Below are 21820 nucleotides of genomic sequence, written 5' to 3'. Positions count from 1 at the left end.
AAAACATGTTAAAAACCTTTATAGAAAGACCTGTTTTATCAACAGTAATTTCAATTATTATAGTCATATTAGGCGTTTTGGGGCTTACCTCATTGCCTATTGAGCAATATCCCGATATTGCACCACCTACCATTACAGTAACCGCCAATTATACTGGTGCGAGTGCCGAAACTATTATGGAAAGTGTGGTAATACCTATTGAAGAACAAATAAACGGTGTTGAGGGTATGACCTACATCACCTCTACCGCTTCAAATGCAGGTACTGCGCAAATTACCGTGTACTTCGACCAAGAAACCGACCCAGATATTGCGGCTGTAAACGTACAAAACCGTGTGGCGCGTGCCAACCCATTATTACCTCAAGAGGTAACACAATCTGGGGTAATTACGCAAAAGCAGCAAACATCGGCGTTAATGTTTATGTCGTTTTATTCTGAAAATGAAGAATACGATGCCACATTTCTTCAAAATTATTTAAAAATTAATGTTATCCCGAATTTACAACGTGTAAATGGTGTGGGTAATGTAAATGTATTTTCGTCGCAAGATTATGCGATGCGTATTTGGCTGAAGCCAGAAAAATTAGCAGCTTACGGTTTAAATCCTTCGGATATTACAGCGGCTTTACAAGAGCAAAGTTTAGAAGCTGCAGCGGGTTCGTTGGGTGAAAATAATGGTGAATCGTTCTCGTACACCATTCGTTATAGCGGACGATTTAAAACCGAAGACCAATACAGCGATATTATTATTAAGGCGCTTGATAACGGACAGTACTTACGATTAAAAGATGTGGCTTCAATTGAGTTGGATTCACAATCGTATGCTACAACAGGTTCTACAAATGGTTATCCAAGTGTAAACATGGGTATTTTTCAAACGGCAGGATCTAACGCCCAAGAAATTATTGAAACCATTAAGTCTGAATTATCACGTTTAGAAAAGGATTTTCCTGAAGGCATAAAAGTGCTTATTCCTTTCGATACCAATTTATTTTTAACGGCTTCAATCGATAAAGTGGTACATACACTTATTGAAGCATTTATCTTGGTGTTTTTAGTAGTATTCATCTTTTTACAGGATTTTAGATCAACGTTAATTCCCGCTATTGCGGTACCAGTAGCTATTGTTGGTACGTTTTTCTTCTTAAATTTATTTGGGTATTCCATAAACCTCTTAACGTTATTTGCTTTAGTTCTGGCCATTGGTATTGTGGTTGATGATGCCATTGTGGTAGTGGAAGCCGTACACGCCAAGATTGACGAAGGTGAGAAAAATGCCAAAAAAGCAACGCTTGGTGCGATGCATGAAATATCTGGAGCTATTATATCAATTACCTTAGTAATGGCTGCAGTATTCGTACCAGTAACTTTTGTACAAGGTCCAACTGGTGTATTTTACGAGCAGTTTGGTGTAACCTTAATTGTGGCTATTTTAATTTCGGCATTAAACGCCTTAACATTAAGTCCAGCGTTGTGTGCGTTATTCTTAAAATCGCATGACGATGAGCATAAAAACAAAAGTTTCTTACAGCGTTTTTATGATGCCTTCAACCGAGGCTTTAATGCAACAACCGAGCGTTATGGCAGATCGTTACAATTCTTATACAAAAACAAAATAGTAACCTTTGCTATTTTAATTCTTGCAGGTGTTGGTATTTGGTGGTCTGCAACAACTACGCCAACTGGTTTCGTACCAAGTGAAGATCGTGGTATTTTATTTATTGATGTACAGCTACCAGCAGGAGCCTCAATGGATAGAACCAAGGAAGTTACCGATTATGTTTACGAACAAGCCAAAAACATACCTGGTGTCGACGGAATCACTGTAGTAAACGGACGAAGCTTAATTAACGGTGCAGGGACAAATTACGGTTTTGGATTTATAAAATTGAAAGACTGGAGCGAACGTGAAAGTGACGACCAATCGTTAAATGCGATTACAGGAAAACTGTTTGGAATGGCAGCAGGCATTGCAGAAGCAAGAGTGATATTTTTTGCGCCACCAAGTATTCCTGGGTTTGGTTTATCGGCAGGTTTCGAGGTGAATTTATTAGATCGATCTGGAGGAAGTGTTGAAGAATTAAATGAAGCTACACAACAGTTTATTGGCAGTTTGATGCAGCATCCAGAAATTCAATATGGTCAAACATCATTTAACACCAATTATCCGCAATACGAAATGGATATTAATGTGCCAGTAGCCAAAAAACTTGGAGTTTCGGTAAGTAGTATCTTTTCAACTTTACAAGGATATATAGGTGGAATTTACGCCGCAGATTTTGCACGATTTGGTAAACAATACCGTGTGTATGTGCAATCGTTGCCAGAAGATAGAGCCGATGTTAATGCCTTAAATAAATTATATATAAAAACAGGAAGTGGTGAAATGGCACCAATTACAGAATTTGTAACCTTAGAGCGTGTTTACGGTCCGCAATCGGTAACCCGTTTTAACCTTTACAATTCGGCGAAAGTAACAGGAGCTTCAAATCCAGGATTTAGTTCTGGTGATGCCTTAGCCATTGTAAATGCCGAAGCCGCGAAGTTACCATCAAATTTCGATGTCGCTTATTCAGGGTTATCGCGTGAAGAATCTAATGCAGGAAACCAAACTACGGTAATATTTATACTTTGTGTGGTGTTTGTGTTTTTCTTACTGGCTGCGCAATACGAAAGTTATTTATTACCATTAGCGGTATTATTATCGTTACCAGTTGGTATTTTTGGAGCCTTTTTCTCAACTAAAATTGCAGGGTTAGAAAATAACATTTACTTCCAAATTGCCTTGGTAATGTTGGTTGGTTTATTAGCTAAAAATGCCATTTTAATTGTAGAGTTCGCATTGCAACGTAGACGTAATGGTGAAAATTTAGTTGATGCTGCCATACATGGTGCTAAGGCGCGTTTACGACCTATTTTAATGACCTCGTTTGCCTTTATTCTTGGTTTAATGCCACTAGTTTTAGCAACAGGTGTTGGGTCTGAAGGTAACCGATCTATTGGTACAGGAGCTGCCGGCGGTATGTTTATAGGTACCATTTTAGGTGTATTTATCATCCCAATATTATTTATAATGTTCCAGTGGTTACAAGAAAAAATTTCAGGTAAACCAGAAGAAAACGTAATTGAAGAATAACATGACAGTATCCATTTTAAAATATAAATACATAAGCAAAACAGCACTTATTTTGGTAGCAGCAGTTACCTTACAAAGTTGTTTTGTAGCTAAAAAATACGAGCGACCAGAAATCGAGGAAACTCAAAATTTATTTAGAACCGATAATTTGCCATTCGATAGTTTATCGATGGCAGATGTATCGTGGAAAAATATGTTTACAGATACTTATTTGCAGCAGTACATAGAAGAAGGTTTACAAAACAACCTCGATATCCGCATTGCAATTCAGCAAATTTTATCTGCCGAAGCTTATTTAAAACAAGGTAAAGCAGGGTATTTTCCAACATTAAGTGCAACAGGTCAATTAACGCATCAAGAACTATCATCAAATAGTCAGTTTGGTGGTTTATTTTCATCTTTAGATCAATATGAGTTTTCAGGAAGTTTGTCTTGGGAAGCCGATATCTGGGGAAAAATACGTAGCAACAAGCGTGCTTATCAAGCATCGTATTTACAAAGTGTTGCTGCACACCAAGCGGTAAAAACGCAGTTGGTGGCTAGTATTGCTTCAACGTATTACCAATTATTAGCTTTAGATGCACAATTAAAAGTAACCAATGAAACCATTGCTTCACGCGAAAAAGGTGTTGAAACTATTAAAGCTTTAAAAGAAGCAGGACAGGAAAACCAAGTTGCTGTCGATCAAAATATAGCGCAGTACAACAATGCTAAAGCTTTGGCGGTAGATTTGGAAGTCGCTATTTTTCAAGCCGAAAACACCTTGAGTATTTTATTAGGTAAAGTGCCGCAACATTTTGAGCGTGGTACGCTGAATACACAAGACATCACTTCCGAGTTAAAACTTGGTGTACCTTCAACATTGCTTACAAATCGTCCGGATGTTATGTCTGCCGAGTATGGTTTAATCCAAGCTTTCGAACTTAGCAATGTGGCCCGTAGCAATTTTTATCCGTCTTTAACATTAACCGCAAATGGTGGTTTTCAAAGTTTAGATTTCGATGAACTTTTTAATGCTAATTCACTTTTTGCGAGTATTGTGGGCGGACTCACACAGCCTATTTTTAATGGTCGTCAAATAAGAACGCAACACGAAGTCGCAAAATCGCAACAAGAGCAAGCTTTATTAAGTTTTAAACAAACCTTATTAACAGCAGGTAGAGAAGTATCGAACGCATTATACAGCTATAAAGCCGAAACCGAGAAGTTTGAGTATGTTCAAAATGAAGTGGAAGCGCTTAGAATGGCAGAGTCAAATTCAGAGGAATTGCTTAAAAATGGTTTTGTTAATTACTTGGATTTGTTAACCGCAAGACAAAGTGCTTTAAGTGCCGAATTGAATGTGGTAGATAACAAATTACAACAATTATTAAGCGTAGTTAATTTATATGAAGCCTTAGGTGGCGGTTGGAAATAACCATGAAAAAGAATAATAAATATAAGATTGATTTACAGGAAATCGCTTTAAAAGATGAGACTTCCCAATTAAAAGATATCAGTTTTGAGTTTGAAAACCATGATGATATTTTTAAAATCATAGACCTATCAAAAGAAAAAAATCTGTTTGACAATGCCAATGATAGTGTAGAGTTTACCCTAGGTCTTAAATTATTTAGTGAGGTGATGATAAAACATCGTAAGCATGATCTTTTTGAAGATTTTTTACCTCATTTTAAAACGTTTATGCAAACCTTAAAAAGTCAATAAAAATGATAAGCAAAGAGGAGTTGTTGCAATGTTCTATGGCAAGTTTTACTGCTTTTGGTAGTAAGCGCTTTACCATGGACGAACTTGCGCAAACCTTAGGCATATCAAAAAAAACAATTTATAAATTTTACAATAGCAAAGAGGAACTTGTCGTTGAGAGTGTTGTGTGTTTGGTTAATGCTTTTAAAGAAAAAATTAACCTCATTTTAAAAGACGAGCAAGATCCTCTTTCTTGTATTATTTTAATCTACAAAAAAGGTTTCGAATCGCTAATGTATTTTAAACCATCGTTTATTTTTGGTTTAAAAAAATACTATCCCGAAGCCTTTCATGTTTTCGAGGATTTTAGACAAGATATCGTTTTCAATACCATACAAAAGCTACTGCAACAAGCGCAAGAACAAAATATAATTAAAACTAATGTAAACATGCAGTTGTTTTGCGAACTATACTTTAATAGGTTTGAAGAAATGGCATTTAAAAACGATAAGCTATTTAGCACTTACAGTCAAGCCGAATTACTTAATCATTTTGTGATATTTAATTTAAAAGGAATATCAAACAGTCATTATACTAACTATTTTTTTTCATAGGTTTGCTATTTTTGCAACATGAAAAAAGATATTGAAATACCAAAGGTAGAAGGCGTATACGTAGCCATTGTTAACGAGTACAACGATATTTACAACACCCACGATTGGAATGCGTATATTATAAACGATAAAACCGTAGATTTAGATATGGTTATAATTGTAACAAGCGGCTATTCTCAAGATAAAACCACCTCGGTATTCAGAAAAAAAATAGACGTTTTACCGAAAAAGAGTTATGCCAAAATTGAATTGATGCAAGAAGAGCTGTTCGCACTAAATAACACCTTTAAGATATCTTTTTTTGAAGGCAGCCAAATGTTTGATAAAACGTATTTATTCAGAAAAAATACCATAAACCTAAACGCCTTACAACCCATTCCTTTAATGGATGTAAAAGGAGTTTTGGTGAAGTAATTTAATCCAATTTCTCGGTAAGTTTTTTAAATACCTTTTTAGGATTTTTGTTTTCGTATAAAACTTCGTAAACCGCAGTTATAATTGGTAAACGTGTTTTTTTGTTATTCTTTTCATTTAAAAAATGAGCGCTTTTTGTCGCATAATAACCTTCTGCAACCATATTCATTTCCATTTGCGCAGATTTAACGGTATATCCTTTACCAATCATATTACCAAACATACGGTTTCTTGAAAACGTGGAATAGCCAGTTACAAGTAAATCACCCAAATAAGCCGAATTATTAATATTGCGCTTCATTTGATGCATTTTTTTAATAAAACGCTTCATTTCTCGAATAGAGTTGCTCATTAAAACACTTTGGAAATTATCGCCATATCCTAACCCATGAGCAATTCCAGCAGCAATAGCATATATGTTTTTTAGCATTACCGCATATTCAACACCAACAATATCATCGCTAATTTTAGTTTTAATATAATCGCTGCTTAAACTATTCGCAATTGTTTTTGCTTTATTCGCATCAGAACATGAAATAGTTAAATATGATAGGCGCTCTAAAGCGACTTCTTCTGCATGGCATGGTCCTGCAATTACAGCAATATTATCGTAAGGTACTTTGTAAAAGTTATGAAAATGCTCGCCAACTAAAAGTCCGCTTTCGGGCATAATACCTTTTACCGCCGAAACAATAATTTTGTTTGAAATATTGATATTTAATTTTTCTAATTCGCTATGGATAAAAGCCGATGGAATAACAAAAACTAAAACATCGGCATAATTAGCCATTTCATTTATATCATTACTTAGTTTTAACTGCTCTAAATGAAACTCAACCGAACTCAAATAATTAGGGTTATGCTGTTCGCGCAAAAGATGCTCCTTTGTGTAAACACTTCGCATATACCAGCCCACTTCGTTTAAATTTTCGCAAAGCATTTTTACAATGGCTGTAGCCCAACTTCCTGCTCCAAAAACCGCATATTTTAAGGGTGTACTCATAAATTATTTAGTTGTTTTAAGATGCTTCAAAAGTACATAAAATATATACATTCAAAAATCAATAAAATATTAAGGTTTAATTTTTGGCACGCGTTTTGAATCTTATAATTCAGAAACCCAAAAATTGGTTAATTATGAAAGCGATAAAATTACTTTTAAGTTTCAGTTTAATAGCAACCTTGTTTACATCTTGTTATACAGAAGTTATTGTAGATGATTATTACGATGAACCAACAATAACCGTAGGTCAATTATTAAGTTCTTACGAATTATGGTATGTCGATATAAATTCTACTTTAGGATATGGCGAAACTCCCTTTTTACAAAAAGCATTTACTATTTCGTTTAGAAATGGCGTAGTTTATGCAAACAATAATATTGTAGGATTAGGTACTAATGGCAATGGCTTTGGAATTGATGTAGGTGAGTACGATGCATATAATATGACTTTAGATGTTTACCATGATATTGATGGTTTTGAAAGATATGAAGTATATGAAATTGATGGTAATACCATTGAATTATATAACAGAAATAATGATACTTCTTATTTTTTAGATGGATATCAGCGAAATAATTTTGATTACGATTATGTGTTTTACGATAATATTCATTATTTCTTACAAGAATATGAAGCTTGGGAAAAAGTATATACTAGCGATTATGGCGCTATAAACGAGTTTGATAATGAAAACTTTTTACAGTTTTTACCTGGTGGTAACGACTCTGAATTTAGAAGCTCTCAGGATAGTCAAGGCACAAGTCCAACTGGTTTATATTGGGATTATACGGGTGTTTACGGTGTAGGCGACGTTACTAACGATTTTTACCTAAAAACTTTAACATTAGATTATGATTACTTAGGCAATGAGTATTTTGAATTAAGCGTTATAAATGACGGAAAGATTGAGTTGTATCATCCAAATTCTGGAACCGTTTACGAGTTTATTGGCCGTAATTATATTCAATATTTAAAGAGTGATGGAACAAAAAACAAATTAAAAAATCCAAACACAGATAAAAAACGTAAGTATAGAAAAGAAAAAGTAAATAATCCCAGATAGGTTATAAGGGATATTTAAAATTTTTGGTTGGTTATTTAGTTTAGAAACCGTTTAGAGTTTTGGCTTTAAGCGGTTTCTTTTATTTTTTTATAAGGATAAAAAAAAGACACCTAAAAAGGTGTCTCTTATAATTTTTAATGGCTAAAAAAATTACTTGTTTTCACGTAACTTTTTTACACCAAAAGCAGCAGCACCTAGTACTAAAATGCCTAAACCACCATCTAAAGGTACAGAATCTCCTTTGCCTGGTTTTCCTTTACCTGGTTTTCCTTTACCTGGTTTTCCTTTGCCTGGTTTGTTTTTACCTGGTTTAGAACCACCATAACCAAAGCCTCCTGTTCCAAAAGCACTTGCATTCACACTAAATAATAATGCAGCAAATAAGGTCGCTGAGAATAAGATTGAACGTTTTGTTTTCATACTGTTTAATTAAAGTTATTAATAATAGCTAGGTAAAAATAATACCTAATAGAGTAACTGTTTTATATTTTCGACGAAACTATGTTTTAAACTATAAAGTTCCGATAATATACAGTTGTGAAGGATAAAAATCATTTTAATCCGATTAAAAGAAGTCGCTTTTCTTAATTAAGATTGTACTTCTTTATTTAAACTTCTGTTAAGTAGCCCCATAGCCACGTATAATACGGGCGAAATTAAAATTTCTTGAACATTATGAGCAAAGCTTTTTACTGACCGCGGTATTTCCATTATAAACCAATCAAACAGGCCTAAACTGGTTATTATTATTAAACCCGATACGTGTACCAGATGCCATATGGTGCTCATCCACGATTCCTTAATTTTTCCTAAATGATAAGTGCCTATAAAATACACTACTATGGTTACTCCAAAACGTATTAAATGAAAGGTTAATTTTGGTAATTTGCGCCATTCTTGATCTTCGGTAATAAAAAATAATCCGTTCCAAGAGTATACAACAATAATGAGCATAAGGCCAACAATAAAACGAACCTTATCCGACTTGTAAATTTTCATTTTTAAAGCTAATTTTTCTAGAAAAGTACATCCACATTAAAAAAGTACATGTATAAACAGCGGCTTTGAATAAGTAATGATGTGCAAAATCGAAATAAGCATGGTAATACTCACGAAGATAAATTAAACCCATACATCTTAAAATATTTACAAAATCGATAATAATACATCCAATAACGATATATAAAACCTTTCGCCAAAAGCTTGATGGCATACATATTATAAAACCTATAAACAAAACGAGTAATTCTAACCCGTTACAATTATCAGCAATATGCAGAACAAGATAATCGTTGTGAAAAATTTGAGATGAAACACCGCCTTCTACTAATTCTTCTCCAATATAAAAGGTGCCTACTGTACGTTCAACAGTAAAACCACTCATGGGGCTAAAGTTGTTTAATAAATAGGTTGAAGCTTCACCTACATGTTTTGTTAAAGGGTAATCTAAAACTTTTGTATGCGAAAAATAGAAGCCATAAGCGAGTTTCCAAACAACAAAAAACAATAAGGCCTTTCCTAAGAAAAGCCTGATGGGTTTTGGTATGTTTTTAAGAGATTCTTTAAAGTTAAGCATTTTTCTTGCCTCTTAGTTTGTAAGCGCCAAAAGCTGCGGCTCCTAATACTAAAATACCCATACCACCATCAATAGGTACAGAGGTATGTCCTTTAGTGTTTTGAGATTGCATATTTTTCCACAAATCCATCCAATTGCCAAAATTGCTAGCAAAAGTATTGGTTGTAAAAAAAATTGAGAAAATAAAGCTTAAGGTAGCAATACGGTTAAGTAATTTTTTATTTTTCATGATTTTGAGGGAATTAATTAATAGCGTTGTAAATGTAAATAACATTGACTTATAGCTAATAGTTTTTAATTAAGTTTTCGATAAAAACAAAAAATCAACCTTTAAAATACAACTGCTAATCGTTTAAGTGCTTATTTTTTCTTTTAAAAAATTAGTAATATTATGTGCGTTTAAAAGAAATTGTTGCGAATTTTTTTAAGAAACTTCAATTTTGTTAATGAATCCATTTGTTGAGTTCATCAAATAAATCTTCCTTGGCTACAGGTTTTGTTAAATAACCTACACATCCTTTTTTAAAGCATTTTTCTTTTTCTTCAGGCATAGCATAAGCTGTTTGCATTATAATTTTAGCATCAGGATTTATTTCTAAAATTTTTTCCAAAGCATCGAAGCCATTCATTTCTGGCATTCTAATATCAAATAATAAAACATCAATTTTAGGCGTATCTTTATAAAGCTCAATTGCTATTTTACCGTTTTTTGCAAACAGTAAATTGGCGCCTGTGTTTTTTAGAGTGATTTTAAAAAGTAGTTGAATAAGCGAATCGTCTTCTGCTATTAAAATGGTTTTTCCTTGTAGAAAATCGGTGTCGTAAAAACTTGAAACCTTCTTTTTTGAGGTATTAAGCGTACCTTGTTTTAATGGAATTGTAAATTCGAATAAAGTTCCAACATTGTATTCAGACTCTAACTCAATTTCACCATCTAGTAATTGTACCAAACCTTTACAAATGGCTAACCCAAGTCCCGTGCCACCATAGTTGGTGTTTTGGTCGTAATTAACTTGTTTAAAGCGTTCAAAAATTTCCTTTTGTTTGCTTTTTTTTATGCCAATACCTTGGTCTTTTACAAAGAATTTTACGGTGTTATTAATTACATTAAAGCCAAAGGAAATTTCGCCATCGTTAGAGAATTTAAAGGCATTGTTTAATAAATTAGATATTACTTGCTGCAACCGTTGCGGATCTGTAATTACAACTAAATCTTTATAATCTTCTGGAAAATGAGATGTTAGCTTAATATTTTCTTTTTTGTATCTGCTAATCTTTAATTGGTTATAAGTTATTTCAAGATTGTTTATAAGATTTGGTAAGTGAACAGGTTTTAATAGAATTTTTATTTCGTCCGATTCTATTTTGGCAATGTCAATGATATCATCAATAAGGTTTAAAAGTTGTTTGGAGTTGCCATCGATAATTTTAAGGTACTTTAAGCGATCTTTTGTGGTTAATTGATCGTTTTTTAAAAGCTCTGAAAAGCCCAAAACCCCATTCATGGGTGTTCTAATTTCGTGACTCATATTGGCCAAGAAATGGTTTTTATGGTCGTTGGCAAGTTCGGCTTCTTTTTTGGCTTTTATAAGTTCTTCTTCAACTAATTTTGTTTCGGTTATGTTTTGTGCAGCCCCACGTAATCCAATAATATTTCCCTCGCTATCTTTATCGATTTCTCCACGCGACCAAATCCATGCTTTTTCCCCATTTTGTTTAATTAGGTTGAGTTCTATTTCGTAGGGCGCACCTGTTTTTACTGTATCGTCAACGGCCTTATTAAGGGTTTTCCAGCTTTCTACGGTTAGTATTTTTTGTGTTTGTTCAAAAGTTGGAGGTGGTAATGTTGGATCCCAATCAAAAATTTTAAATAATTCAATGGTCCATTGTACATCACCAGTTTTAAGATTTAAATACCAGCTTCCAATTTCAGCAAGTTCTTGTACACGAGTTAATTCGGTTTCACTTTTTTTAAGGGCTTCTTTTTGGTTTTTAAGCTCTGTTATATTAGTAAAAGTTGCTGCAAACTCGTTATTTCCTGGCGAAAAAACATGTATATGGTAATGTTTATTATTAGTTGTAAAATCGTTAATAAACTGTTCTTTTCCTGTTCGCGAAGTTTCTTCAAAAATTTCAATCCATTCAGAAATATTTGAGGCGGTATAAGGTTTTAAATCTAAAACGTTTAAACCAATAATATCTTTAGCTTTTAAATTTAAAATTGTTTCAAAAGCTGGATTTACATCAATAATTTCGAGGTCAATAGGGTTTTTGTTCGTTACTTTACCGTGTAAAAAACCTTCGGTTAGGTTTTCAAAAAGTCTGTGATAGCGTTGTTCGGTTGTGGCAAGTTCGTGTTCTGTTTCTTTTAAATTATTAATATTGTCGAGTGTTATAACAACACCATTTATTTTTTTTGAAGCAGTTATAAACGGACTAATACGTTGCAAGTAATAATTGTCAAATTTATCCTTTACCTGTTTTTCAATAGTTATTAATTTTTCAAGAACAAGTTTAGAGTCTGCAATTAAGTTTTCGCGAGTTTCTTCGTTAAAGTTTGATGTAAAACTTGATAAAGGCCGCCCATAATCGCTTTCGCGTAAGCTAAACACTTGTTTTAGCGCCGGTGTAAATTTACGAATACGTAAATCGGTATCTAAAAACAAGGTCGCAATATCGGTATTATCTAAAAGATTGGTAACATCGTTACTTAAGTTAGTTAATTCTGTGTTTTTCTCTTGAAGTTCAGAGTTTACGGTGTATAATTCTTCGTTTACCGATTGCAATTCTTCGTTAGTGCTTTGCAATTCTTCGTTCGAGGCCATAAGCTCTTCGTTAGAAGATTGTAATTCTTCGTTACTGGTTTCTAACTCTTCAATGGCATTTTGCAGCTCTGTTTTTACAAATTTAAGTTCGTTTTCTAAATCTTCTAAACGTTGGGTTGAAGCTTCATCTAAATTAATATTATTTATTACAACGGTATCGTCGATTTCTATAACTTTATCGTTACTAAATTCAATTAAAAAACAATCGTTTAAACCTGCTTCATTTTCAGGTTTATGAAATGTTAAATCGAACGAAACATTATCGTTAGTAGTTTTGTTTTTTATGCCTTTTATTATAATATCTTGGTTGTTAACCTTTAGTTTTCTAAATCCGTTTCTTATTATTGCAGCAACTTCTGGGTGTACAATATTTAATAGGTTATTTTGAAAAACACCTTCTTTATGTATTAAACGTTTTCCAGCATCGCCTTTTATGAATAGGATATTAAAATCGGCATCAATAAAAATAGAAGCAGGACTGTTTTTTTGACTTAAATATTTGTGAAAAATTAATTCTGGATTTGTTTTTTCTCTATAAATTCCTGCGGTTACAGGTTGCACAGGAGTTTTGTAAGAGAGTGTAGAAACCCTGTCGATAGGGTTGTTTTGCGACGGAATATGTTTAGTATTCGAAATATTCTGGAAAATTTTCCACTTAACATCCAGTGTTTTGAAAAGCTTGCTTAAATCGCCTAAGGTTTCGCTGTTTCCTAAAAATAAATACCCAAATTTATTTAATGCAAACTGAAAATTGTGCATTACCTTTTTTTGCACTTTATTGTCAAAATATATAAGCAAGTTTCTACACGAAATTAAATCCATTCTTATAAATGGAGGATCTTTAATTAGGTTGTGGTTTGAAAATACTATTTTTTCACGTAAACGTTTTATTATTTGAATGTTGCTGCCAGTGCGTAAAAAATAACGATCTAGATAACTTTTATCAATTTCGTTTACAATATTCACATGGTACGACCCTAAACTTGCAACCGCAAGTGCTTTGGGTTCAATATCGGTAGCAAAAATTTTAAAATCTATGTTTAAGCTATTAGTGCGAATGTAATCATCTATTAAAATAGCTATTGAATATACTTCTTCTCCAGTTGAACAAGCAGCAATCCAAATTCTAATGGTTTCGGAGTGCTTTTTGTTTTCACAAATTTTTGGAATAACCTTTTCCTTTAAAGCTGTAAAGGCTTCCGTATCTCTAAAAAATCGCGTTACGCCAATTAAAAAATCGTCTTTTAGTATTTGTTTTTCTGTATTACTGCTTTTAAGCAAGGTTATATAGTCGTAAAGTTTATGAACATTATTAATATTCATGCGTTTTTCTAACCTTCGGAGCAGCGTGTTTTTTTTATAAGCTTTAAAATCGATACCAGAGAACTTAAAAATGATGTCTAAAATATTATCAATAAGTACTTCATTTGAGGAATTCGAATCTAAATCGATTGATAAAAGTTTTGTATTTATCGGTTTTTGCTGAAATAATTCAGCTATTTTTCTTGGACTTAATACGTAATCTGCTAAGTTTGTAGCTATAGCCGAATTGGGCATACCGTCAAATTGGGCTGTAATTGGATCCTGTACTACTATAGTACCACTTTCTTCCTTTATAGTACGAATACCTCGTGAGCCATCTGAACCTGTTCCTGATAAAATAACACCAATAGATCGTTCTTTAAATTCTTCACCTAACGTGTGAAAAAATATATCGATTGGTAAGTTAAGATTGTGTTTAGGGCCTTTGTTTAAGAGGTATAACGCCGAACCTTTAATATGTAAATTTTTATTGCGTTGGTTTAAGTAAATGCAATTTGGCTTAATGGTTTGCTTGTCTTCGGCTGTAAAAATGGGCATTTTCGTATGCTTAGCAAGCAGTTCTGGCATTAAGCTTTTAAAATCTGGGGACAGGTGTTGTATTATTATAAACGCCATTCCTGTATTGTCTGGAATGTTGTCGAACAAAGTTTGTAAGGCATCTAAGCCACCAGCAGAAGCGCCAATGCCTACAACATATAAACTAGAATTTTTATCAACCATAAAAGAAGTAACTAGCAATCTAAATTAACATAATTTAAGGGAAAACAACTTTTTTTAAAGCTAAAATTGATGCTAATTGACAGATTGACGGAATTCTATGCGGTTTATCGCAATTTTAGCGATAAAAGTTCATATCGTCTAAGTATTTCCAAACCTGCTGAGGTAATAATGGTCTTACGTTTTTACTGTTTTTTATGGCATTTCTTATGTTGGTTGAAGAAATTTGCATGATTGGTGCGTTAACGGCATGTATTTTTTCGTGGTTGAGTAGATGTACAGGCGCTTTGTTTTCTGAGATTCTTGGATACACATAAATATGATGATTCTCGAGAATAACCTCATAATTTTTCCACTTATGGAAACTATTCAAATTATCTTCGCCCATAATTAACGCAAACTCGTGTTTTGGATGTTTTTCTTGCAAATAGGCTAGTGTATTTACTGTGTAATTGGGTTGCGGCAGATTAAATTCTATGTCGCTTGGTTTTAGTTTGTCGTAGCTTTCGGTAGCAAGATGTACCATTTCTAAACGCTGATAGTTATCGAGTAAGCTACTTTTTTTCTTGAATGGGTTATGCGGTGTAACAACAAACCAAATTTCATTTAACTCGCTATGTTCTGCCATATGGTTGGCAATAACCAAATGCCCAATATGAATAGGATTAAAGGAACCAAAGTATAAACCAATTTTCATGTATTATGAGTTTATAAAATTGCTTACTAAGGTTTCGGCACTTTTAAGTGCTTTATCAAGATCGTCGTTAACAATTATAGTATCGAAAAGTGGTGCTGTTGCCAATTCTGCCGATGCCTTTGCAACACGCATGTTTATTTTATCTTCACTTTCGGTTTTGCGTTTTTTAAGTCTTATTTTAAGCTCATCAATGCTTGGAGGTTTTACAAAAATCGCCAAGGTTTCATCGGGAAATTTGCGTTTTATACGTAAGCCGCCAGAAACATCAATATCAAAAATAACGTTTTTACCTTGCGCCCAAATACGCTCTACTTCGGTTTTTAAAGTACCATAAAAGTTATCGCGATATACTTCTTCCCATTCTAAAAATTCTTCAGCTTTAATCTTGCTTTTAAAATCTTTTGCCGATAAAAAGTAGTAGTCTTTTCCGTCTACTTCGGTGCCGCGTTTTTCTCTAGAGGTGGCAGAAATTGAAAATTCTAAATTTAAGGTATTTTGTTTAAGCAAATGTCTTACAATGGTGGTTTTTCCAGAGCCTGAAGGTGCCGAAAATACAATTAATTTGCCTTGTTTTTTTGTTTGTTGTGTCACTTAAAATAGTTGTTTGTTTTAAAGAACATTCAATAACTGTTCCTTAATTTTTTCTAGTTCGTCTTTCATTTGTACAACAAGCTGTTGCATGGGTGCATAGTTGCTTTTAGAACCTATGGTGTTAATTTCTCTACCCATTTCCTGACTAATAAAACCGAGTTTTTTTCCGTTAGAATCTTTCGAGTTTAACGATTCTACAAAGTAGTTTAAGTGGTTTTGTAAGCGTACTTTTTCTTCGGTGATATCAAACTTTTCAATGTAATATACCAGTTCTTGTTCAAACCTATTTTCGTCGTACTTTTCTCTTAATTCTTCAATACCTTTTTGTAAACGTTCACGAACGCCTTCTACACGTTCCGGATCCATTTCTGCCACTTGATTCAGCAAGTTTTCAAGTGTTTTAATACGCTGATTAAAATCTTGTTCTAAAGCTTCACCTTCATCAAGACGGTGTTTTACTAAGTCGTTTACAGCGTTGTTAATTTCGGTTTGTATGGCTTTCCATTCATCTTCATCAATTTCCTCTCTAACCGTATTTAAAGCATCTGGAAAACGAACAGCCATTTTAAGAAGTTCTACCTCATTAGCATCAACAACCTGTTTTAACTGCTGCATGTATTGCTTTACAACGGGCGTGTTTATTTGTGTTGAAGAGTCATCGGCTGTAGCCTCAACATAAATAGAAAAATCAACTTTACCACGAACCAACTGGTCGGCTAATAGTTTACGAATACCAAGTTCCTTTTCTCTGTAAATAGAAGGCATTCGCGCATTTAAGTCTAAATTTTTACTGTTTAAAGACTTTAATTCTATGGTGATTTTTTTTGTAGGCAATTGTAAAACAGATTTTCCGTAACCTGTCATTGAGTAAATCATAAACTTCTGTATTAAAGTTTACAAAGGTAACTAAAACCTTAGGTATAGAAAACTTACGGGAAGTTAATTAAATCGAAAACATTATTTAAAATCCAATTAACATCAAAAAGCTCGAAAAAGAATATATTTGTAACTGTTTAAAGTTGATTTTATGAAATTCTATATCTATTTCTGGTTTGTAATTTGCTTTGGTTTATTGCCTGCACAAAACCTGAAAATTATGAGTTACAACATTAAGTACGATACTAAAGATGGTGCCGATAGTTGGAACAACCGAAAAACATTTTTTACCAATCAAATTAAGTTTTACGAGCCCGATGTTATGGGCTTGCAGGAGGCTTTGTACAACCAAATGATAGATATAGACACCAAATTATCTGCTTATAGTTATGTTGGTGTTGGTCGCGATGATGGTAAAACTAAAGGTGAATTTTCTGCGATTTTTTATAAAAAAGATAAATTAAAAATGATAGAATCGTCTACCTTTTGGTTATCTGAAACTCCAGAGAAAGTCGGTATGGGTTGGGATGCTGTTTGTAATCGTGTTTGCACCTACGCCTTATTTGAAGATGTAACCACAAAACAAAAATTTTGGGTATTCAACACACATTTCGATCATGTTGGTAAGGTCGCTAGAAAAAAGAGCGCCCTCTTAATTCTTGAAAAAATTAAATCATTCAATGCTGAAAATTTTCCTGTGTTTTTAACTGGCGATTTTAATATGAACCCGCAGCACGAAATCGTTCAACTTATAAAACAGAGTTTAAACGACTCTAAAGAGGAAGCTTCAATTGTTTTCGGACCAGAAGGCACATTTAATGGTTTTCATTTTGATAAACCAGTTATCGAGCGTATCGATTTTATTTTTGTTTCTAAGAACGTTTCAGTTAAAAAATATGCCGTTTTAAGTGATAATTGGAATTTGCAATATCCATCCGACCATTTACCAGTATTTATCGAAGTTAGCCGTTTTTAGATAGAAGCGTTATCCTTTTTATGTAATGTTAGCGCAACTAAATTAAACGCTATGATTACTACAAATAAAACATTGTTTTCTATTCTTGCTTTTTGTATGTTATTTTTAAGTTGCCAAAAATCTGAGGTAGCACCAAATAATGAAGAGGAAGAAGAGGAAACGGAAAACCCGACCAATAACCCTAGCAACTTTTATTACGGTGCCGATTTGTCTTATGTAAATGAAATGCTCGATTGTGATGCGGTTTATAAAAATGCTTCGAACGTATAGGAAGATCCATATAAAATATTTGCCGATGCAGGCACAAATTTAGTGCGTGTGCGTTTATGGCATAATGCGACTTGGAACAATTATTCCGATTTAACCGACATTAAAAAGACCATACAAAAAGCCAAAGCTAATGGCATGCAAGTGCTTTTAGATTTTCATTTATCCGATACTTGGGCAGATCCAGAAAAGCAGTTAATTCCAGCAGCTTGGGAGAGCGAAATTGATAACACCACCGCACTTGGAGATTTAGTATACAATTACATTTTTAATACGTTAACCGATTTAAAAAACAGCAATTTATCACCAAATATCGTACAAGTTGGTAATGAAATTAACCCGATGATTTTGCAACAAGAAGATTTGGTATGGCCAATAAATTGGACTAGAAATGCAGCGTTAATAAACAAAGGTATTAAAGCCGTTCGCGATTTTTCTAGCGATGTTGAGGTAATGTTGCATATTGCACAACCCGAAAATGCCCTGTGGTGGTTCGAGCAAGCTACCGATGCTGGCGTTACCGATTACGATTGGATTGGACTGTCGTACTACCCAATTTGGTCCGAGTACAAATTAAATAATGTGGCTACGCCATTAAAAACACTTGTAAATACTTATAACAAGCGTTTAATGGTTGTTGAAACAGCATATCCGTTTACTTTAACCAATAACGATGCTGCCAATAATATTTTAAATGAAGATGCTTTAATCGATAGTTATCCAGCATCACAACAAGGACAACTCCATTACCTTAACGCTCTAAAATCTAAAATTGAAGAAGCTGGAGGCGAAGGCTTTATTTACTGGGAACCAACTTGGGTTTCAACAGAATGTAGCACGCTTTGGGGACAAGGTTCGCATTGGGATAACGCTACTTTATTCGACAATAATAACAAAGCCACTTTAGGATTGAGTTTTTATAATCAAGCCAAAAACTAAGGTTTTATTTTATGGGTTTAATGGTAAAATTAAAGCTATAAGGCGTGTTTGCGTAATACATATACGGCGCATGCGGTTTGGCGCCCCAACTGTTATCGCCACCAACACCCATCATTTTATGGTCCAGATGTAATGCTACAAAATTGCTAGATTTTAAATCGGAAGTGGTGCGTAGTTTTTTGCGCTTTCCAGGATCTAAATCGTCTGTAGTGTAATGTAAAGCGTTAAATTCTAATACGTCGTTGCCAGCTTCAAATTTAAGACCTAAACCAGAATGATTGCGTAAACTTAACCAACGCGCCCCTGTTTTATGCCCGTTTTCTTGCGGACGGCTATATGCAAAATATTGCTCACTAACCGCAGAATGGTATAAACCAACATAAGCAGCCGTGTTTCTGTCTACGTAATTTTCCCAAGGCCCTTTTCCGTAATAATTTAAATTATCGAAGGTTTTTGGCAATTGCAATTTTAAACCAATTCGTGGAATTTCAGGTAAGTCTTCTTTTTTGGCTTCAAAGGTGTAATCTACAGCAATCGTACCATTACTCTTTACAAGATAGTTTAGGTTAATGCTGCCTTCAACTTCTGGTAAATAAAAATGAGTATTTATTAAAATTTCTTGTTTAGAAGTGTTTTTAAAACTGATATTTTTCAATTCCATATGCGCTTCGGCATCTTTCCAAACTTTACAGCGCTCGGGCATTTTGTTACCAAAATCGTTGTCGGTTGGTGCACGCCAAAAGCTTGGTGTAATTGGTGCTGAAATTAATTCGGAACCATTTAAGGTGTATGCTATTAATGCGCCAGTTGTTTTTGAAAATGTAACAGAAAAATCATCACCCGAAAGAATAATGTCATCATTTTTTTCTTCGGAAGAAATTGAATTTATTAAATTTTCATCTGAAGTCTTTGGTTTAAAATCCGTTAATTGAAACTGCTCTGAAGCTACTTTATGACCTATAGGAAGAAAGGCATCAACCACATTTTGTAACGCATAAAAATTGATGAAATATTCAGCGGAATCATCTAAACTTGGTAAATCTATTTGGAACGTTTTTGTGCTTTGTGGCGCAACGTTATCAATTGTAAACAAGCCAGAAGCGGTTACATTTCCATCGGATAACAACTCCCATTTTACTTGATAATCATCTAAGTTTTTAAAGAAAAAATCGTTTTTAATCGTCACCGTTCCTGTTTCAGTATCAAAACCATCAAATCGAATATTTTGATACACTTTTTTAACTTCAAAAATAGCCGGATGCGGTTTTAAATCGGGATCAACAATACCATTTAAACAGAAGTTTTGATCATGTCTTACACCTTTTGGCTCAAAATGTCCGCCATAAGCCCAATATTCGTTACCAAGACTATCGGTTTTTGCCAGACCTTGATCCATCCAATCCCAAATAAAACCACCTTGAACTTGCGGTTGCTCGTAAACAAAATCCCAATATTCTTTAAAATTACCGTTACTATTTCCCATGGCATGCGAGTACTCGCACCAAATAAACGGGCGTTCGGTATCGGTGCCTACCCATTTGTTTTTAATGTAATCGATGTAGGCGTACATGTTGCCAATAATATCGGTGTGACGTTCTTTAACATCGGTTAGTTTTTCGGCACGTTCGTAGTGAATAGGTCGTGTACTGTCTAGCTTTTGCATTGCCAAATAACTCGCCAAAAAATTTGGGCCTGTACCTGCTTCGTTACCCATGCTCCAAACAATTATTGAAGGATGATTTTTATCGCGAATTACCATGTTGCTTACGCGCTCTACGTGTGCCGCTTTCCACTCGGGTTTGTTGGCCAAAGTGTTTTCGGGTTCGTAACCCATACCATGCGATTCCACGTTGGCTTCGTCGTACAAATACATGCCGTATTGGTCGCATAATTGATACCAAAGCGGATCGTTTGGATAATGCGAGGTGCGCACCGCGTTAATGTTGAATTGCTTCATTGTTTTGATGTCGTCAATCATCATTTGCTTGTTCACCACGTGCCCAAAATACGGACTATGCTCATGCCTATTCACACCTTTTAAAAGAATAGGTTTTCCGTTTACGAGCAGTTGTCCGCCTTTAATTTCGGAAGTTCTAAACCCAACATTAAAACTGGTCGCTTCAACCAAATTACCTTTACTGTCATGCAATTGTATGATGAGTTTGTACAAATTAGGCGTTTCGGCAGACCATGATTTTACGTTTTCTATTTCAGCTTTAAACGATTGAATATTTGAATGCTGATTGATTTTGAATGCTGATTTTTCAGCTTTAATTTCAGCATTTGATGCATCGAAAAGTTGGTAACTTAATGTGAAATTTTTATTGTTTTTTTTAGCTGAAGCGATTTCAACATCTAAATTAAAAATACCGTTTTTGTAGTGCTCGTCTAATGAAGCCACCACGGTAAAATCGCGAATATGCGTTTTTGGTCTTGCAAATAACAACACATCACGCTGAATACCTGCAAGTCGCCAAAAGTCTTGGTCTTCCAAATAGCTGCCATCAGTGTATTTGAACACTTCTAGCGCAATTTTGTTTTCACCAGATTTTAAATATGGTGTAATATTAAATTCCGATGGCAATTTAGAGTCTTGACTATACCCAACTTTTTCTCCGTTAACCCAAATGTAAAATCCAGATTTAACGGCACCCAATTGAATGAAAACGTCTCTTTTTTTCCAATTTTCGGGTAAATTAAAGTGCGTAATGTATAAACCAATGGCGTTTTGCAAAGCATCAATAAACGGCGGGTTTCTTTTAAAAGGATAACCAGCGCTTACATAAATAGGGTAGCCGTAGCCGTACATTTCCCAGTTTCCAGGAACGGGAATTTTGTCCCAGTCGCTAGCATTATAATCGCTTTTGTAAAAATTATCATCTCTATTTTCGGCAGAATTTAAATATTTAAATTGCCAGTTTCCGTTAAGGTTTTTAATGTAAGTTTCTTGCGAAATATCGTTTTGTAAAGCATTTTCAACCGAAGAAAACGGATAAAAATAAGCATGCGCCTTTTCTCTATTTATTTGAAATAATTCTGGGTTTTCCCAATCGTTTTGAGCTAAACTTAATTGAGATATCAGTAAAATTAATAAAGAAAAAATGGAATGTTTCAT

At 34.0% G+C, this 21820-nt stretch carries 19 protein-coding genes; 9 read left to right on the top strand and 10 right to left on the bottom strand.

From position 1 onward, the window contains the following. Positions 1–5: 5 nt before the first annotated feature. The 5 genes from PK35_RS04100 to PK35_RS04080 are packed head-to-tail and all read left to right on the top strand — an operon-like array spanning position 6 to position 5851. A complete protein-coding gene (locus PK35_RS04100) occupies positions 6–3137 on the top strand; it encodes an efflux RND transporter permease subunit (RefSeq protein WP_044625417.1) in 3132 nt (1043 codons plus the stop codon). A 1-nt stretch (position 3138) separates the two neighbouring features. Continuing rightward, complete coding sequence (locus PK35_RS04095) at positions 3139–4554, top strand: efflux transporter outer membrane subunit (protein ID WP_044625416.1); 1416 nt, start codon at positions 3139–3141, stop codon at positions 4552–4554. 2 nt (positions 4555–4556) lie between these two features. Next, positions 4557–4844, top strand: coding sequence for a DUF3861 domain-containing protein (locus PK35_RS04090; protein ID WP_044625415.1), 288 nt, complete (start codon positions 4557–4559; stop codon positions 4842–4844). Positions 4845–4846: 2 nt separating this feature from the next. Further along, positions 4847–5437: a TetR/AcrR family transcriptional regulator gene (locus PK35_RS04085; RefSeq protein WP_044625414.1), complete on the top strand. Its 591-nt coding sequence runs from the start codon at positions 4847–4849 to the stop codon at positions 5435–5437. An 18-nt stretch (positions 5438–5455) separates the two neighbouring features. Continuing rightward, positions 5456–5851: a hypothetical protein gene (locus tag PK35_RS04080; RefSeq protein WP_044625413.1), complete on the top strand. Its 396-nt coding sequence runs from the start codon at positions 5456–5458 to the stop codon at positions 5849–5851. A 1-nt stretch (position 5852) separates the two neighbouring features. Here PK35_RS04080 and PK35_RS04075 read toward each other — a convergent pair whose 3' ends face one another. Then, a complete protein-coding gene (locus PK35_RS04075; RefSeq protein ID WP_044625412.1) occupies positions 5853–6854 on the bottom strand; it encodes an NAD(P)H-dependent glycerol-3-phosphate dehydrogenase in 1002 nt (333 codons plus the stop codon). Between the two features lie 134 nt (positions 6855–6988). On the opposite strand from PK35_RS04075, the gene PK35_RS04070 reads away from it, so the two are divergent. Next, the gene (locus PK35_RS04070; protein ID WP_044625665.1) at positions 6989–7918 is read left to right on the top strand and encodes a hypothetical protein; all 930 of its coding nucleotides are present in this window, start codon (positions 6989–6991) and stop codon (positions 7916–7918) included. A gap of 150 nt (positions 7919–8068) precedes the next feature. On the opposite strand, the gene PK35_RS04065 is transcribed toward PK35_RS04070, so the two are convergent. The 8 genes from PK35_RS04065 to PK35_RS04030 all read right to left on the bottom strand — a co-directional run bounded on the left by PK35_RS04065 (position 8069) and on the right by PK35_RS04030 (position 16523). Continuing rightward, the gene (locus PK35_RS04065) at positions 8069–8338 is read right to left on the bottom strand and encodes a PID-CTERM protein-sorting domain-containing protein (RefSeq protein WP_044625411.1); all 270 of its coding nucleotides are present in this window, start codon (positions 8336–8338) and stop codon (positions 8069–8071) included. 168 nt (positions 8339–8506) lie between these two features. Next, positions 8507–8917, bottom strand: coding sequence for a hypothetical protein (locus PK35_RS04060; protein ID WP_044625410.1), 411 nt, complete (start codon positions 8915–8917; stop codon positions 8507–8509). Next, entirely contained in the window at positions 8895–9494 is a 600-nt protein-coding gene (locus PK35_RS04055) for an archaeosortase/exosortase family protein (protein WP_044625409.1), read from the bottom strand. The genes PK35_RS04060 and PK35_RS04055 overlap by 23 nt, the downstream gene beginning before the upstream one ends. Further along, on the bottom strand, positions 9487–9723 hold the full coding sequence (locus tag PK35_RS04050; RefSeq protein WP_044625408.1) for a PID-CTERM protein-sorting domain-containing protein: 237 nt from the start codon (positions 9721–9723) through the stop codon (positions 9487–9489). The genes PK35_RS04055 and PK35_RS04050 overlap by 8 nt, the downstream gene beginning before the upstream one ends. A gap of 214 nt (positions 9724–9937) precedes the next feature. Beyond that, entirely contained in the window at positions 9938–14380 is a 4443-nt protein-coding gene (locus PK35_RS04045) for a chemotaxis protein CheB (RefSeq protein WP_238320883.1), read from the bottom strand. A 97-nt stretch (positions 14381–14477) separates the two neighbouring features. Next, a complete protein-coding gene (gene nadD, locus PK35_RS04040) occupies positions 14478–15056 on the bottom strand; it encodes a nicotinate (nicotinamide) nucleotide adenylyltransferase (protein WP_044625406.1) in 579 nt (192 codons plus the stop codon). Positions 15057–15059: 3 nt separating this feature from the next. Continuing rightward, entirely contained in the window at positions 15060–15647 is a 588-nt protein-coding gene (gene gmk, locus PK35_RS04035) for a guanylate kinase (protein ID WP_044625405.1), read from the bottom strand. 18 nt (positions 15648–15665) lie between these two features. After that, a complete protein-coding gene (locus tag PK35_RS04030) occupies positions 15666–16523 on the bottom strand; it encodes a YicC/YloC family endoribonuclease (RefSeq protein ID WP_044625404.1) in 858 nt (285 codons plus the stop codon). Positions 16524–16743: 220 nt separating this feature from the next. Between PK35_RS04030 and PK35_RS04025 the strand changes: the two genes are divergently transcribed. The 3 genes from PK35_RS04025 to PK35_RS04020 are packed head-to-tail and all read left to right on the top strand — an operon-like array spanning position 16744 to position 18705. After that, entirely contained in the window at positions 16744–17499 is a 756-nt protein-coding gene (locus tag PK35_RS04025; protein ID WP_238320882.1) for an endonuclease/exonuclease/phosphatase family protein, read from the top strand. Positions 17500–17550: 51 nt separating this feature from the next. Beyond that, a complete protein-coding gene (locus tag PK35_RS17830) occupies positions 17551–17769 on the top strand; it encodes a hypothetical protein (RefSeq protein WP_052825876.1) in 219 nt (72 codons plus the stop codon). Positions 17770–17784: 15 nt separating this feature from the next. Then, positions 17785–18705 (top strand): glycoside hydrolase family 53 protein, encoded by a 921-nt coding sequence (locus tag PK35_RS04020; protein WP_262509283.1) that lies wholly within the window; start codon positions 17785–17787, stop codon positions 18703–18705. 4 nt (positions 18706–18709) lie between these two features. Here PK35_RS04020 and lacZ read toward each other — a convergent pair whose 3' ends face one another. After that, complete coding sequence (lacZ, locus tag PK35_RS04015; protein ID WP_044625402.1) at positions 18710–21820, bottom strand: beta-galactosidase, LacZ type; 3111 nt, start codon at positions 21818–21820, stop codon at positions 18710–18712.

Origin of the sequence: Neotamlana nanhaiensis (assembly GCF_000943555.1) — a bacterium.
Lineage (GTDB): Bacteria > Bacteroidota > Bacteroidia > Flavobacteriales > Flavobacteriaceae > Neotamlana > Neotamlana nanhaiensis.
Note: the sequence above shows the minus strand (reverse complement) of the source record. Positions and strands in the feature narration are given on the sequence as shown.